We start from the raw sequence: 14,881 nt of genomic DNA, 5'->3' as shown, positions 1-14,881 counted from the left end.
CATTATAAATGGATTTAGGAGGCAACAAGAATGAAAATGATGGACGCTAACGAAATTATTTCGTTTATTCAAAACAGTGAAAAGAAAACTCCTGTAAAGGTATACATAAAAGGGGATTTAAAAGAAGTAACATTCCCTGAAACGGTACAAGCATTTGTAAATAAAAAATCTGGTGTATTATTCGGAGAATGGTCTGAAATTAAGACAATTCTTAATGAAAATAACAAGCACATTGTTGACTATGTAGTTGAGAACGACCGTCGTAATTCTGCAATTCCAATGCTTGATTTAAAAGGTATCAAAGCTCGTATTGAGCCAGGCGCGATTATTCGTGACCATGTAGAAATTGGTGACAACGCTGTTATCATGATGAATGCAACAATTAACATCGGTGCTGTAATTGGTGAAGGTACTATGATCGACATGAACGCAGTGCTTGGTGGACGTGCAACGGTTGGTAAAAATTGTCACGTAGGTGCAGGTGCTGTACTTGCCGGTGTTATTGAGCCACCTTCTGCAAAACCAGTTATCGTTGAAGATGATGTTGTAATTGGTGCAAATGTAGTGGTTCTAGAAGGCGTTACAGTAGGTAAAGGTGCAGTTGTAGCAGCAGGAGCTGTTGTAACAGAAGATGTGCCTCCATATACAGTTGTTGCGGGAACTCCGGCACGTGTAATTAAAGAAATTGATGAGAAGACAAAAGCAAAAACTGAAATCAAACAAGAGCTTCGTCAATTAAACCCAGAGAAATAAAAAACAAAAAGCGTAAGAGCATGAATGTGCTCTTACGCTTTTTATAGATAGAGGTGCAAAAATGACAGTAAGCAAATTTGTCCAAGTTCGTAGAGATTTACATAAAATTCCGGAAATAGGATTTAAAGAGTGGAAAACACAACAGTATATTTTAGATTATATAGGAACGCTTCCTAACGAATGTTTGGAAGTGAGAACATGGAAAACAGGTGTAATTGTTAAAGTAAATGGGAAAAATCCTGAAAAAATAATAGGTTATCGTGCAGATATAGACGGTCTACCTATTACAGAGGAAACTGGATATGAATTCTCTTCTGTCCATGAAGGAATGATGCATGCATGTGGACATGATTTGCATGCAACAATCGGTTTAGGCCTTCTAACAGCGGCTGTAAGCGAAAGAATAGATGATGATCTTGTATTTATATTCCAACCAGCTGAAGAAGGTCCAGGTGGTGCACTTCCTATGTTAGAAAGTGATGAGTTAAAAGAATGGAAGCCTAATATGATTCTTGGACTTCATATTGCGCCTGAATACTCTGTGGGAACAATTGCGACAAAAGAAGGTTTATTATTTGCGAATACATCAGAGTTATACGTTGATTTAAAAGGAAAAGGTGGACATGCTGCATATCCGCATACAGCAAATGATATGATTGTTGCAGCGAGTCATCTCGTTACACAACTTCAATCAGTTATTAGTCGTAATGTGGATCCCCTTGACAGTGCGGTCATTACAATTGGGAAAATTACAGGTGGTACAGTTCAAAACATTATCGCAGAAAAGTCTCGTTTAGAAGGAACAATTCGAACGCTATCAGTGGAATCAATGAAACGTGTTAAAAGCCGAATTGAGGCAATTGTTGCGGGAATAGAAGCTTCCTTTCAATGTGAAGCTGTTATTGACTACGGAGCGATGTATCATCAAGTGTATAACAATGAAGAGTTAACGAGAGAGTTTATGCAATTTACACGTGAACAAACGAATATGGACGTAATTACATGTACGGAGGCAATGACAGGTGAAGACTTCGGTTATATGCTTCGAGAGATACCTGGATTTATGTTTTGGCTTGGAGTAAATTCAGAATATGGTTTACATCATGCGAAATTAAAACCAGACGAAGAGGTTATTGAGAAAGCGATTGTATTTTTAAATCAATATGTGAAGTGGAAGGGAAATAGAAAGTGAACTTACTCGCTAATTGTGCAACAGTTTAGAGTGGGGATTTTTTAGTTCCGAGACGAAAACATCTTTTGTATTTGTTAGTGTTAGACATCTTCATACAAATGAGTAGAGTTAAATTTGACGTCTTAATAATGAGCAGGGGTTTTTAGCCACTGCTCATTATTAATTAGTACTAATAGGTAAGATAATTATTTAACTAACTTATACAGGTTTACTTTTAGTATGAAAAGTGTGTAAAATCAATGTGATACATAGAAAAAAGGGTGGGGAATTACGTGCAAATTAGCAGTGCGATTTTATGTTTCGTCTTATATGCATATGTTATTATTGCGGCGGTTTATTTTGGGATAAGTTTTTACGCCTATCGTTTAGCAAATAATAGTGAATATGAAGAAACATACAAATGGGTGAAAAGATATTTGTCACCTGTACTAGAAATTATGAATGGATTTGTTCTTTTTTTATTTATTGGATTAATTGCTTTCTCAACGAGTTTAGTGGGGAATAAGACTACGTTATTTGTACTAGGTATCATTATTTTTATGTTATTAGGAATTCGGATTGGTAATACGGTGTTTTGGAACGAAAGAAAAATAGATGGTTGGACAGGGATGTTTATTCCATGTATGTTAGCTGCAATTGTGACGAATATAGAGCATGAATATTATCAATTACATTTTTGGCTTATCATTGTTTTAACAATCCTCTCTGTTTTGTACATAAGTACTGTCGTGCTAACATACATCGCAAATGAAAAAGGAGATGCAAAAGGTGCGCGCTTCTTTAGAGGGCGTGCATTATTATGGAGTGTGCCGACGATGGCAGTTATAGGAATTATTGCGATATTAGTAAATGGATATCAATTTACTAATTGGCAATTGTTTTTAGAAACTTGGTGGATCTTCATTGTTTCGCTTGTAGCTTTTTTAGGCGCAACACATTATTTATTCCATCAACATCATTACATATTGGCACTGTTATTCGCATTTACACAACTTTTATTTGCTTTTTTTGGACAAGAAACGCTATTGTTCGTTTTTGAAACATTTAGTTCATTTGGAAATATATTTGTATTTGGTATGTTAATTTTCGGTATCGCGTTTTATTTACAACAGTATTTTTATATGCAAAAACAAAAATAAGAAGTATATACAGGTTTTTGTAGCAAATTTAAAGTATGTTACAATAAAAGTACATAGTACTTGATGTTATTGGAGGAATTCCTGTGAGTGAAAAAGAGAAAGAATTTGCTGTTATTGGGCTTGGCCGTTTTGGTGGAAGTATTTGCCGTGAATTAGCTCAATTAGGTATGGAAGTAATGGCAATTGACTCAGATGAGGATAAAATTAATGAGTTTGCAAATATAGCTTCGCATGCTGTAATTGCAGATTCAACAGATGAGATGGTATTAAAAAGTCTTGGTATTCGTAATTTTGATCATGTAGTCGTTGCTATTGGAGATAATTTGAATTCAAGTATTTTAACAACGTTAATTTTGAAAGAATTAGGTGTGAAAAATATTACTGTAAAAGCTCAAAATGACTATCATGAAAAAGTGTTAAGTAAAATAGGGGCAGATCATATTGTGCATCCAGAACGAGATATGGGAAAAAGGATTGCTAATAATATCGCATCAAGTAATGTGTTAGATTATCTAGAGCTTTCAGATGAGCATAGTATTGTAGAGATTATCGCAAATAAAAAAATTGATGGGCACTCTTTAATTGAATTAGATATTCGTGCGAAGTTTGGTTTGAACATTGTAGCAATTAAACGTGGAAAAGAAGTTATCGTATCTCCTCGAGCTACAGAAAACATTCAGGCGGGAGATATATTAATTGTAATTGGTCATGACGATGAAGTAGATCGTTTTAAGCATTTTTTAAGATAAGAGAAAAGGACAATGCCGAGGAGGCATTGTCCTTTTTCTTATATTTCCATAATGATTGGTAAAATCATTGGACGACGTTTCGTTTTTTCGTATAAGAATGGTGCTAATGTGTCTGTAATCTCATTTTTAATTTCAGACCATTGTGTTGTTTTTCGTTCCATTACTTTTTCTAAATGTGTTGTAATTAATGTTTGAGCATCGTTGATTAAATCGCTGCTTTCACGCATATAAACGAAACCACGTGAGATGATATCAGGTCCTGCTGCAACTTTAAATTCTTTCATATCAATGCTTACAACTACAATAACGAGTCCTTCTTCAGAAAGAATACGACGATCACGTAATACGATATTACCGATATCTCCAATACCATTTCCATCGATATAGACAGAGCCAGATGGGATTTTCCCAGCTACGCTTGCTTCATCAGAACGTAAAGCGAGAACATCCCCATTATCCATAATGAAACAATTTTCTTCTGGAATACCACAATCATTCGCTAATTTCATATGCATACGTTGCATACGATATTCACCATGAATTGGCATGAAATATTTCGGCTTAATAAGACGTAGCATTAACTTTTGTTCTTCTTGTCCACCGTGTCCACTCGTATGAATATTTGAGAGTTTACCATGGATTACATCAGCGCCAGCGCGGTACAACATATTAATTGTACGACTTACACTAATTGTATTGCCTGGGATTGGTGAAGAAGAGAAAACAACTGTATCGCCAGGGATAATTTGAATTTGACGATGTGTACCATTGGCAATACGTGAAAGTGCTGCCATCGGCTCCCCTTGACTACCTGTACATAGCATAACAACTTTATTAGCTGGTAGGCGGTTTAGCTGAGATGTGTCTATGAATGTATCCTTTGGACATCGGATATAACCAAGGTTTTGTCCGATTTCAATAGCTGCTTCCATACTTCGACCGAATACAGCTACTTTACGATTGTTTTCAACAGCAGCCTCAACAACTTGTTGTAAGCGATGGATATTCGATGCAAAGGTTGCGAATATAATACGACCGTCTACTTTGCGGAATATATCTTGAATACTATCACCAACGCGGCGCTCAGACATCGTAAAGTTTGGCACCTCACTGTTTGTACTATCAGATAAGAGACAAAGTACACCGTCTTTTCCGATTTCGGCCATTTTTGTTAAATCTGCTGGCTCGCCGACTGGTGTGAAATCAAATTTAAAATCACCTGTATGAACGACTTGTCCTTGAGGTGTTTTCACAACAACTCCGTATGAATCCGGAATACTGTGAGTTGTACGGAAGAAGGAAACAGATGTCTTTTTAAATTTAATAACATCATCTTCTTGAATTTCATAAAGTTTTGCTTTACGAAGTAATCCGTGCTCTTCTAATTTGTTTTTTATTAGGGCAATTGCTAATTTTCCGCCGTAAATTGGAATGTTTACTTGACGTAATAGATAAGGAATTCCACCGATATGATCTTCGTGACCATGTGTAATGAATAACCCTTTAATTTTATCTTCGTTTCGCACAAAATAAGTGTAATCTGGTATTACATAATCGATCCCGAGGAGTTCGTCTTCCGGAAATTTAATTCCAGCGTCAATTATAATAATTTCATCTTGAAATTGAACAGCATATGTATTTTTACCGATTTCACCAAGACCACCGAGGGCAAAAACGGCAGCTTGATCATTTTTTAGGAATTTCATATGACTATACGATCTCCGCTAATATTAAATCAGCGTTTTGTTTTTCATATTCAAGATGAGCACCAGTAACAGACTGAACGAACTCGATATTATATGCGAACTTTTGTAATTTTTTACGAACATCCTTTTGAGACGTAGCCTCTAAATATAAAACTTTTGTATTTTCACGTACTGGGACCTCAGTTAATTTTTCTTGATAAAATACTTTAAAAATCATTGGGAAAACCTCTCCTTGTCTATGTTTTGCATTATCTGTTACTTATTATAAAGCAAACAGTCACGATTTTCATGTTTTTTCGAATGAGAATGAAGAAAAAGCCCGAAATGGGCACAATTTAAGCGATTGTCTTCTTACGGACTAAATCGTTTAAATAACGCTTGAGCTTTTTCTTCAGCTTCTTCAGCATGATTACTCCTTCCTTTCCTTATTTTAAACATGCATATTACTAATGATAACTCCGTCCCCGTATAAGAAAGAAGGTTTAGAAGTTGATTGTGAATCTTGTCCTTTCCAGTACAGTACTAGTTATCCTGTAGTAACGATTAGTAGCCGTTAGTTATAGGTATAGTATGAGAAAGAATAGAAAAGAAAATTCATCCGAACAAGTATCCACATTTTTCACTAATATATATATGCACATTTCATAAATAAGGTCAGAAAGTGAACGCTTTCTTCACAGATGTTTAATATGTTATACTTTTTTTTGAAATTTGAAAAGTGATAATCAAAATAGGAATATAGAGTGCCAGAAAGGATTTTGACAAATGAATGATAAAATTGTCTTTTTTGATATTGATGGAACATTATTAGATCATGATAAAAAAATTCCACAATCTACAAGAGATGCAGTAAGAGATTTACAAGAAAAAGGTGTGCATGTAGCGATTGCGACAGGGCGTGCGCCATTTATGTTTGAAGATATTCGTGAGGAACTCAATATACATAATTATGTTAGTTTTAACGGACAGTATGTTGTATTTGAGGATGAGGTATTATTTAATAATCCATTACATCCTGATGCTCTACATAAGTTTACTCAGTTTGCAAAACAAGAAGGATATCCACTTGTATATCTTGACCATCGAGAAATGAGAGCGTCAGTGGAATATCATGATTATGTAAAAGAAGGTTTTGGAAGCTTACAATTCGAGCATCCTGCATATGAACCTGATTTTTATGAGAAACGCGATATTTATCAAACGCTTCTTTTTTGTGAAGTAAACGAAGAAGAAAAGTTTATTCATCATTATCCAGATTTTCATTTTATACGCTGGCATGCATATTCAATGGATATTATTCCTAATGGTGGTTCTAAGGCAAAAGGGATTGAGAAGTTTATTGAGAAAATAGGATTTAATCGTGAACAAGTATATGCATTTGGGGACGGATTAAATGATTTAGAAATGATTGAAGCAGTAGGAACGGGCATTGTGATGGGGAATGGTCATGAGGATTTGAAAAAACTTGCTAATTATGTGACAAAAGATGTTAATGAAGACGGTATTTATCACGGATTAAAGTGGGCTGGCTTGTTATAAGTAAGTGTGGAACCCATTTCATATAATAAAAAGGCGGAAGGTTAACTTCCGCCTTTTTACTATTATCGCTCGAGAGGTTTTGAATCATCGGGAGCCACAAATGGATTGTCTTTATTAATATGGTCATAGAACATAACACCGTTTAAATGGTCGATTTCATGTTGGAATACAATTGCTGGTAAACCTTTTAATCGCAGTTTTACGTCTTCACCGTTAATCGTTGTTGCCTTTACTGTAATTCTTGTGTAACGAGGGACATAACCAGGTACTTCACGGTCTACAGATAGACAGCCTTCACCATTTTGTAAATATGTACGTTCAACAGAATGACTAATGATTTTTGGGTTAAATAATGCGTAGCTATATAACGTATCGTTCGTATCAGTTACATGAACCGCAATCATTTTCTTTGAAATACCGATTTGCGGAGCCGCTAATCCGATTCCGGGGCGTAAATTATATTTTTCAGCCATTTCAGGGTCCTGGCTATTTATTACAAATTCAATCATTTCTTTAAGAGTATTTGTATCTTCCTCGCTAGCAGGTAAGGAGACCTCTTCTGCGACGTCGCGCAAAATAGGATTTCCTTCACGAATTACCTCATTCATTGTAAGCATATGTAATCTCTCCTTTCTTCTTTAGTCTACCAAAGGAGATAAAAAAAGTCATCGGCAAGTAAGGAAGAGCTACTTGGAAACAAATTTTCTATAGATAAGTTATGTAATAAAAAGAAAAGACGGCAAAGCCGTCTGTTTCTTTCCATAGTTGTTTCATTTTACATTAATTAGCGAATGCAAGCAGCACCAACGATAATTAAAAGGATAAACAACACAACGATTAAGGCGAAGCCGCGTCCAGATCCGCCACAAGAACCGCCATAACCGTAGGAAGGATATGAACAAGTTGTTGGATAGCAATATGAGTATCCGTACATGAGATGACCTCCTTTATCATTTCCCGCTAATACTGCGGTTACTATAATGTATGGAGGAATGATCAGAAATGTATAGGTATTTACCTATAAAAGGAAGAAGTGTTTGTATAATTTTATTGAGAAGAGAGAAAAACTAAAGAGAATTAAATCGTTTACATATTATTCTAAGAGAAAAAACAAGTTAAAAAGGGAATAATATAACAGTAGGTTATTGCTTACTAATACAGATGTGAAAAATAAAAACACGTTTGTGTAGAGGAAACCTGCATATTATTTATAAAAAAACGTATTCAAAGTAATTGACATCGTAATTAGAATAGTTGTAAACTAAAAAACGTGATCAAGATTGTATTAATATGTTTTTGAAAAAACATTAGTACAGATTGTTAGGTACACAAAATTATTCTCAACCGACAGACAAATTTGTTGGTTTACATTGTTGCGCTTTCAGTCTAGTTAATAGATAGTGAAAGCGTTTCAGAATATGGTTCAAGAGAGGAAGAGGTGAACGGAATGGGTACTAAAACAAAAAAGACCCTATTTAATGTTGATGAGCAAATGAAAGCTATCGCAGCTCAGTTTGAAACATTACAAATTTTAAATGAAAAAGGCGAAGTTGTGAATGAAGCAGCTATGCCTGAATTATCTGATGATCAATTAAAAGAATTAATGCGCCGTATGGTGTATACTCGCGTACTAGATCAACGTTCTATTTCTTTAAACCGTCAAGGACGTTTAGGTTTCTACGCACCAACTGCTGGACAAGAGGCTTCTCAATTAGCAAGTCATTTCGCACTTGAAGCAGAAGATTTCATCTTACCAGGATATCGTGATGTTCCACAATTAGTGTGGCACGGTCTACCATTATATCAAGCATTCTTATTCTCTCGTGGACATTTCATGGGTAACCAAATGCCTGAGAATGTAAATGCACTTGCTCCACAAATCATTATCGGTGCGCAAATCATCCAAACTGCTGGTGTTGCGTTAGGTATGAAACTACGTGGTAAAAAATCTGTTGCAATTACTTACACTGGTGACGGTGGTGCTTCACAAGGTGACTTCTACGAAGGTATGAACTTTGCGGGTGCATTCAAAGCTCCAGCAATCTTCGTTGTACAAAACAACCGTTATGCAATCTCTACTCCAGTAGAAAAGCAATCTGCAGCTAAAACTGTAGCACAAAAAGCAGTAGCAGCAGGTATTTACGGAATTCAAGTAGACGGTATGGATCCATTAGCTGTATACGCAGCAACTGCATTCGCTCGTGAGCGCGCAGTAAACGGCGAAGGCCCTACTTTAATCGAGACTTTAACATTCCGTTATGGTCCACATACAATGGCTGGTGATGACCCAACTCGTTACCGCACAAAAGATATCGAAAACGAATGGGAACAAAAAGATCCAATCGTACGCTTCCGTGCATTCTTAGAAAACAAAGGCCTATGGTCTCAAGAAGTTGAAGAGAAAGTAATCGAAGAAGCAAAAGAAGATATCAAACAAGCAATTGCTAAGGCTGACCAAGCTCCAAAACAAAAAGTTACTGATTTAATGGAAATCATGTACGAAAAAATGCCTTACAACTTAGCTGAACAATATGAAATTTACAAAGAAAAGGAGTCGAAGTAAGCCATGGCTCAAATGACAATGATTCAAGCAATCACTGATGCTTTACGCGTTGAAATGAAAAATGATCCTAACGTACTTGTGTTTGGTGAAGACGTTGGTGTAAACGGCGGAGTATTCCGTGCTACTGAAGGTTTACAAGCTGAATTCGGTGAAGATCGTGTAATGGATACTCCACTTGCAGAGTCTGGTATTGGTGGACTTGCAGTTGGACTTGCACTTGAAGGCTTCCGTCCAGTTCCAGAAATCCAATTCTTCGGTTTCATTTATGAAGTAATGGATTCAGTTTCTGGTCAATTAGCTCGTATGCGTTACCGTTCTGGTGGACGTTGGACTGCTCCAGTAACAATTCGTTCTCCATTCGGTGGTGGCGTTCATACTCCAGAACTACATGCTGATAGCTTAGAAGGATTAGTGGCTCAACAACCTGGTCTAAAAGTTGTTATTCCATCTACTCCATACGATGCAAAAGGTCTTTTAATCTCTGCGATTCGTGACAACGATCCAGTTATCTACTTAGAGCATATGAAATTGTACCGTTCATTCCGTCAAGATGTACCAGAAGGCGATTACACAATTGATTTAGGTAAAGCTGATATCAAACGTGAAGGTACAGATGTATCTGTTATCGCTTATGGTGCTATGGTTCATGCTGCATTAAAAGCTGCTGAAGAACTTGAAAAAGAAGGTATCTCTTTAGAGGTTGTTGACTTACGTACAGTTCAACCATTAGATATCGAAACAATCATTGCTTCTGTTGAAAAAACAGGTCGCGTAGTTGTAGTTCAAGAAGCTCAAAAACAAGCTGGTATTGCAGCTAACGTTGTAGCGGAAATTAACGACCGTGCAATCTTAAACTTAGAAGCTCCAGTTGTTCGTGTTGCAGCTGCTGATACAGTATTCCCATTCTCTCAAGCTGAGAGCGTATGGTTACCAAACCATAAAGATATTGTTGAAGCTGTTAACAAAGTAATGAACTTCTAATTTTTAGTTTTTCATGTGCAAAAGAAATCAGCACATGCTGGTTTCTTTTGTACATATTCCATAATAATGAAATGAATCAGGGGGCTGAATTCCGTGGCATTTGAATTTAAACTACCAGATATCGGTGAAGGTATCCACGAAGGTGAAATCGTAAAATGGTTTATTAAACCAGGCGATGAAGTAAATGAAGACGATGTACTTCTTGAAGTACAAAATGATAAAGCAGTAGTAGAAATCCCTTCTCCTGTTAAAGGTAAAGTACTTGAAGTACTTGTAGAAGAAGGAACAGTTGCAATTGTAGGAGATACATTAATTAAATTTGATGCTCCTGGATACGAAAACCTTAAATTTAAAGGTGACGATCATGATGAAGCTCCAAAAGCTGAAGAAGCAGCAGTAGAAGCTCCAGCAGCGGAAGCTACTCCAGCAGCAACTGCAGAAGTAGTAAATGAGCGTGTAATCGCTATGCCATCTGTTCGTAAATATGCTCGTGAAAAAGGTGTAGATATTCATAAAGTAGCTGGTTCTGGTAAGAACGGCCGTGTTGTGAAAACTGACATCGATGCATTTGCAAATGGTGGACAAACTGTAGCAGCAACTGAGGCTCCAGCAGCAGTAGAAGCTACTCCAGCAGCAGCAGCGAAAGAAGAAGCACCAAAAGCACAACCAATCCCAGCTGGTGAATATCCAGAAACTCGTGAGAAAATGAGTGGTATCCGTAAAGCGATTGCGAAAGCAATGGTTAACTCTAAGCATACAGCTCCTCACGTAACATTAATGGACGAAGTAGATGTAACAGAACTTGTTGCTCACCGTAAGAAGTTCAAAGCTGTTGCAGCTGACAAAGGTATTAAATTAACTTACCTTCCATACGTTGTAAAAGCTTTAACATCTGCATTACGTGAATTCCCAATGTTGAATACTGCTTTAGACGATGCTTCTCAAGAAATCGTTCATAAACATTACTTCAACATCGGTATCGCAGCTGATACAGACAAAGGTCTATTAGTACCAGTTGTTAAAGATACAGATCGTAAATCTATCTTTACTATTTCTAACGAGATCAATGAACTTGCTGGTAAAGCACGTGACGGTCGTTTAGCTCCAACTGAAATGAAAGGTGCTTCTTGCACAATTACAAACATTGGTTCTGCAGGTGGACAATGGTTCACTCCAGTTATCAATCACCCAGAAGTAGCAATCCTTGGTATCGGCCGTATCGCTGAGAAACCAGTTGTGAAGAACGGTGAAATCGTTGCAGCTCCAGTATTAGCATTATCTCTAAGCTTTGACCATCGTTTAATTGACGGCGCAACTGCTCAAAAAGCATTAAACCAAATTAAACGTCTATTGAATGACCCACAATTATTAGTAATGGAGGCGTAATAACAATGGTAGTAGGAGATTTCCCAATTGAATTAGATACAGTCGTTGTTGGTGCAGGTCCTGGTGGATACGTTGCGGCAATTCGTGCAGCACAATTAGGTCAAAAGGTAGCAATCATTGAAAAAGCTAACCTTGGTGGCGTATGCTTAAACGTTGGATGTATTCCTTCAAAAGCGTTAATCAATGCAGGTCATCGTTATGAGAATGCAATGCATTCTGATGACATGGGTATCACTGCAGAGAACGTAAAAGTTGACTTTACAAAAGTTCAAGAATGGAAAAACGGCGTAGTTAAGAAATTAACTGGCGGTGTTGAAGGCCTTCTTAAAGGTAACAAAGTTGAAATCATTCGCGGTGAAGCTTACTTCGTAGATGCTAACACATTACGCGTAATGACTGAAGATGCAGCACAAACTTATACGTTTAAAAATGCTGTTCTTGCAACTGGTTCTACACCAATCGAAATTCCTGGATTCAAATACTCTAAACGTGTTATCAACTCTACAGGCGCTTTAAGCTTACCTGAAATTCCTAAAAAACTTGTTGTAATCGGCGGCGGTTACATCGGTATGGAATTAGGTACTGCATATGCTAACTTCGGTACAGAAGTTACTGTAGTAGAAGCTGGCGACGAAATCTTAGCTGGTTTCGAAAAAGCTATGAGCTCTGTTGTTAAACGTGCTCTACAGAAAAAAGGTAACGTAAATATCCATACAAAAGCTATGGCTAAAGGCGTTGAAGAAACAGAAACTGGCGTAAAAGTTAGCTTTGAAGTTAAAGGTGAAATCCAAACTGTAGAAGCAGATTACGTATTAGTAACTGTAGGTCGTCGTCCAAACACTCAAGAAATCGGTCTTGAGCAAGTTGGAGTTAAAATGACTGACCGCGGTATCATCGAAATCGATGAGCAATGCCGTACAAACGTACCAAACATCTATGCAATCGGTGATATCGTTCCTGGACCACCATTAGCTCACAAAGCTTCTTACGAAGGTAAAGTAGCTGTTGAAGTAATTAGTGGCCATGCATCAGCAATCGATTACATCGGAATTCCTGCAGTATGCTTCACTGATCCAGAATTAGCATCTGTTGGTTACACTAAGAAACAAGCGGAAGAAGCAGGAATGACAGTAGCTGTATCTAAGTTCCCATTCGCTGCAAACGGTCGTGCGTTATCATTAAACAGCACTGACGGTTTCTTACAACTTGTAACACGTAAAGAAGATGGTCTTCTTGTAGGTGCACAAGTTGCAGGTGCAGGTGCTTCTGATATTATCTCTGAGATTGGTTTAGCTATCGAAGCTGGAATGACAGCTGAAGATATTGCTCAAACAATCCATGCTCACCCAACATTAGGTGAAATCACAATGGAAGCAGCTGAAGTTGCTCTTGGAATGCCAATTCACATTGTAAAATAATTTAAGTAATGTAAATAACCCATCTCTTATTTAAAGAGATGGGTTATTTTTATTTTCATAAAATGACTTGCAAGGTCTTTATATGTACTTGTCGAATGAATATATAATACTTTAAATGAATCGTTAGAATATATGCCGTTGTATAATATGTAATTGATTCAAACTTAATCCCATATATTAATAAAATAGAGCATGTCAAAGGAGAAGGTTCCATGAAAATATTACATGTTATATTTTATCATTTTTTATTATGGAGTGGTTTTTCCATTGTATTAACATTATCGAATGGTGATAAGTTTCATTATAAAGTAATTCTCTTTTTCGTATTTCTTTATTTAGCATATGTAATTGCATGTTTTCTATTACACGTAAGGAAGCAGGCTTTATTACTTACGTGTTCGAATTGTATACTCTTTTTAATTCTATTCTCTATTTTTTAAATTAACGTTTATAGAAATACATTGTTCTTCCATTAAATAGTTGTAACTCTCCTTCTAATTTCTTCGCTAGAAAACGGCTAAATTCATTTGCTTTTCCTTTATCACCAAATGTTGCTGTAGTAGGTAAAGAAACCTGAATGAAAGATTGTTCCTTTTCTATTCCAATCCCCACATAAATAGAATCATATCGATCGTGACTTGATTGGAGTTTTAATGTTGTTGCTGATGTATCTAATATTTCATAAGGAAAAGCTGTATTTGTATAAGCATAATTAATTTGATCACCAGTCTTGGAAGTAACGGTTTTATAGTTATGAAAAAGGTGTTTTACATCTTCTATTGAAACAGATTGTTGATTAGATTTAGGTACAAGTGTGATAAAGGCGTGTTGCATACAAATTTCCCCCTAGTTTAGTAGAATAATATCATTCTACATCCTACTGAATTTTTTGACAATTAAAAGGAGTATTACTTTTTTTGTTTAATATGTTATGAATAGGAAGTGTTGTTTAGAAAGGTGGAAACTCATGTTTGAAAAATTGTATGATGAGCATGAAAGTGTGAAGGTACGATTTTTAGGATTTATGACGCATGATACACGTTATGATTTTGGAGTTATTTATACAAATATGTTTTTTGGAAAGCCACTTATTGTTTGTATGCAAACAGGGAGATCTACTTTGCTTGGGCGAGATGATGTAGAAAATGTTCCATATATACAAGAAACTTTTAAGTTAGGATCGGAAGAGGAGGCGGAGGAATTAGCTCAGTTTTTTAAATTTCTTGTTCCGTCTACTTCTTTGCATGCGGAGTATGAAGAATAATTAACAAGAAACAGTCGTAGGTATGAAATATGGCTGTTTTTTTGTGTTAATATCGCATACTAATTTAATTTTAAAATATTTAATGTGTTATACTAAAAACCTATTGACGTAAAAAGTATAACATATTAAAATAAAGACAGAAAGTTAAGCGGTTACAAAAGTTTTTGGGATTATAAACTTAGGGGGAAATG

The 14,881-nt window shown here is 36.3% G+C and carries 16 protein-coding genes; 11 read left to right on the top strand and 5 right to left on the bottom strand.

The window, feature by feature from the left end; all coding sequences use genetic code 11:
- Positions 1 to 30 precede the first annotated feature (30 nt).
- The 4 genes from dapD (at position 31) to V7038_RS08465 (ending at position 3,833) form a co-directional block, all read left to right on the top strand.
- A complete protein-coding gene (gene dapD, locus V7038_RS08480; protein WP_335469816.1) occupies positions 31 to 753 on the top strand; it encodes a 2,3,4,5-tetrahydropyridine-2,6-dicarboxylate N-acetyltransferase in 723 nt (240 codons plus the stop codon).
- 61 nt (positions 754 to 814) lie between these two features.
- A complete protein-coding gene (locus V7038_RS08475; protein WP_002111506.1) occupies positions 815 to 1,945 on the top strand; it encodes an N-acetyldiaminopimelate deacetylase in 1,131 nt (376 codons plus the stop codon).
- Positions 1,946 to 2,217: 272 nt separating this feature from the next.
- Entirely contained in the window at positions 2,218 to 3,084 is an 867-nt protein-coding gene (locus V7038_RS08470; RefSeq protein WP_002111505.1) for a hypothetical protein, read from the top strand.
- Positions 3,085 to 3,167: 83 nt separating this feature from the next.
- Positions 3,168 to 3,833 (top strand): potassium channel family protein, encoded by a 666-nt coding sequence (locus V7038_RS08465; protein ID WP_001290442.1) that lies wholly within the window; start codon positions 3,168 to 3,170, stop codon positions 3,831 to 3,833.
- 38 nt (positions 3,834 to 3,871) lie between these two features.
- On the opposite strand, the gene rnjA is transcribed toward V7038_RS08465, so the two are convergent.
- Both rnjA and V7038_RS08455 read right to left on the bottom strand, forming a co-directional pair.
- Entirely contained in the window at positions 3,872 to 5,539 is a 1,668-nt protein-coding gene (gene rnjA, locus V7038_RS08460) for a ribonuclease J1 (RefSeq protein ID WP_002014844.1), read from the bottom strand.
- A gap of 4 nt (positions 5,540 to 5,543) precedes the next feature.
- Positions 5,544 to 5,756: a DNA-dependent RNA polymerase subunit epsilon gene (locus tag V7038_RS08455; protein WP_000576437.1), complete on the bottom strand. Its 213-nt coding sequence runs from the start codon at positions 5,754 to 5,756 to the stop codon at positions 5,544 to 5,546.
- Between the two features lie 548 nt (positions 5,757 to 6,304).
- On the opposite strand from V7038_RS08455, the gene V7038_RS08450 reads away from it, so the two are divergent.
- Complete coding sequence (locus tag V7038_RS08450; RefSeq protein ID WP_002111504.1) at positions 6,305 to 7,078, top strand: Cof-type HAD-IIB family hydrolase; 774 nt, start codon at positions 6,305 to 6,307, stop codon at positions 7,076 to 7,078.
- A gap of 62 nt (positions 7,079 to 7,140) precedes the next feature.
- Here V7038_RS08450 and def read toward each other — a convergent pair whose 3' ends face one another.
- Both def and V7038_RS08440 read right to left on the bottom strand, forming a co-directional pair.
- Complete coding sequence (def, locus tag V7038_RS08445; RefSeq protein WP_002014846.1) at positions 7,141 to 7,695, bottom strand: peptide deformylase; 555 nt, start codon at positions 7,693 to 7,695, stop codon at positions 7,141 to 7,143.
- Between the two features lie 167 nt (positions 7,696 to 7,862).
- A complete protein-coding gene (locus V7038_RS08440; protein ID WP_000274565.1) occupies positions 7,863 to 8,012 on the bottom strand; it encodes a YjcZ family sporulation protein in 150 nt (49 codons plus the stop codon).
- A 513-nt stretch (positions 8,013 to 8,525) separates the two neighbouring features.
- Between V7038_RS08440 and pdhA the strand changes: the two genes are divergently transcribed.
- The 5 genes from pdhA to V7038_RS08415 all read left to right on the top strand — a co-directional run bounded on the left by pdhA (position 8,526) and on the right by V7038_RS08415 (position 13,866).
- Complete coding sequence (pdhA, locus tag V7038_RS08435) at positions 8,526 to 9,641, top strand: pyruvate dehydrogenase E1 component subunit alpha (RefSeq protein WP_000536893.1); 1,116 nt, start codon at positions 8,526 to 8,528, stop codon at positions 9,639 to 9,641.
- A gap of 3 nt (positions 9,642 to 9,644) precedes the next feature.
- Complete coding sequence (pdhB, locus tag V7038_RS08430) at positions 9,645 to 10,622, top strand: pyruvate dehydrogenase complex E1 component subunit beta (RefSeq protein ID WP_000068162.1); 978 nt, start codon at positions 9,645 to 9,647, stop codon at positions 10,620 to 10,622.
- Between the two features lie 93 nt (positions 10,623 to 10,715).
- The gene (gene pdhC / locus V7038_RS08425; RefSeq protein WP_002111501.1) at positions 10,716 to 12,008 is read left to right on the top strand and encodes a pyruvate dehydrogenase complex dihydrolipoyllysine-residue acetyltransferase; all 1,293 of its coding nucleotides are present in this window, start codon (positions 10,716 to 10,718) and stop codon (positions 12,006 to 12,008) included.
- Between the two features lie 5 nt (positions 12,009 to 12,013).
- Positions 12,014 to 13,426: a dihydrolipoyl dehydrogenase gene (lpdA, locus tag V7038_RS08420; RefSeq protein WP_000260105.1), complete on the top strand. Its 1,413-nt coding sequence runs from the start codon at positions 12,014 to 12,016 to the stop codon at positions 13,424 to 13,426.
- Positions 13,427 to 13,638: 212 nt separating this feature from the next.
- Positions 13,639 to 13,866, top strand: coding sequence for a hypothetical protein (locus tag V7038_RS08415; RefSeq protein ID WP_002111500.1), 228 nt, complete (start codon positions 13,639 to 13,641; stop codon positions 13,864 to 13,866).
- A gap of 1 nt (position 13,867) precedes the next feature.
- Here the strand turns inward: V7038_RS08415 and V7038_RS08410 are convergent, their stop codons facing one another.
- A complete protein-coding gene (locus tag V7038_RS08410; protein ID WP_002014853.1) occupies positions 13,868 to 14,260 on the bottom strand; it encodes a DUF1885 family protein in 393 nt (130 codons plus the stop codon).
- Positions 14,261 to 14,393: 133 nt separating this feature from the next.
- Between V7038_RS08410 and V7038_RS08405 the strand changes: the two genes are divergently transcribed.
- Positions 14,394 to 14,690 carry a DUF3055 domain-containing protein gene (locus V7038_RS08405; RefSeq protein WP_000462037.1) on the top strand — a complete coding sequence of 99 codons (297 nt, stop codon included), beginning with the start codon at positions 14,394 to 14,396 and terminating at the stop codon, positions 14,688 to 14,690.
- Positions 14,691 to 14,881 lie beyond the last annotated feature (191 nt).

Origin of the sequence: Bacillus sp. JJ783 (genome assembly GCF_036963225.1) — a bacterium.
In the GTDB taxonomy this organism is placed as follows: Bacteria; Bacillota; Bacilli; order Bacillales; family Bacillaceae_G; genus Bacillus_A; species Bacillus_A cereus_U.
Note: the sequence above shows the minus strand (reverse complement) of the source record. Positions and strands in the feature narration are given on the sequence as shown.

What these genes read in the sequence shown, in the direction of transcription:
- def (WP_002014846.1), bottom strand. Translation starts at nt 7,695, where the DNA reads ATGCTTACAATGAATGAGGTAATTCGTGAAGGAAATCCTATTTTGCGC.
- V7038_RS08450 (WP_002111504.1), top strand. Translation starts at nt 6,305, where the DNA reads ATGAATGATAAAATTGTCTTTTTTGATATTGATGGAACATTATTAGAT.
- lpdA (WP_000260105.1), top strand. Translation starts at nt 12,014, where the DNA reads ATGGTAGTAGGAGATTTCCCAATTGAATTAGATACAGTCGTTGTTGGT.
- V7038_RS08415 (WP_002111500.1), top strand. Translation starts at nt 13,639, where the DNA reads ATGAAAATATTACATGTTATATTTTATCATTTTTTATTATGGAGTGGT.
- pdhA (WP_000536893.1), top strand. Translation starts at nt 8,526, where the DNA reads ATGGGTACTAAAACAAAAAAGACCCTATTTAATGTTGATGAGCAAATG.
- V7038_RS08405 (WP_000462037.1), top strand. Translation starts at nt 14,394, where the DNA reads ATGTTTGAAAAATTGTATGATGAGCATGAAAGTGTGAAGGTACGATTT.
- rnjA (WP_002014844.1), bottom strand. Translation starts at nt 5,539, where the DNA reads ATGAAATTCCTAAAAAATGATCAAGCTGCCGTTTTTGCCCTCGGTGGT.
- V7038_RS08410 (WP_002014853.1), bottom strand. Translation starts at nt 14,260, where the DNA reads ATGCAACACGCCTTTATCACACTTGTACCTAAATCTAATCAACAATCT.
- V7038_RS08475 (WP_002111506.1), top strand. Translation starts at nt 815, where the DNA reads ATGACAGTAAGCAAATTTGTCCAAGTTCGTAGAGATTTACATAAAATT.
- V7038_RS08455 (WP_000576437.1), bottom strand. Translation starts at nt 5,756, where the DNA reads ATGATTTTTAAAGTATTTTATCAAGAAAAATTAACTGAGGTCCCAGTA.
- pdhB (WP_000068162.1), top strand. Translation starts at nt 9,645, where the DNA reads ATGGCTCAAATGACAATGATTCAAGCAATCACTGATGCTTTACGCGTT.
- dapD (WP_335469816.1), top strand. Translation starts at nt 31, where the DNA reads ATGAAAATGATGGACGCTAACGAAATTATTTCGTTTATTCAAAACAGT.
- V7038_RS08440 (WP_000274565.1), bottom strand. Translation starts at nt 8,012, where the DNA reads ATGTACGGATACTCATATTGCTATCCAACAACTTGTTCATATCCTTCC.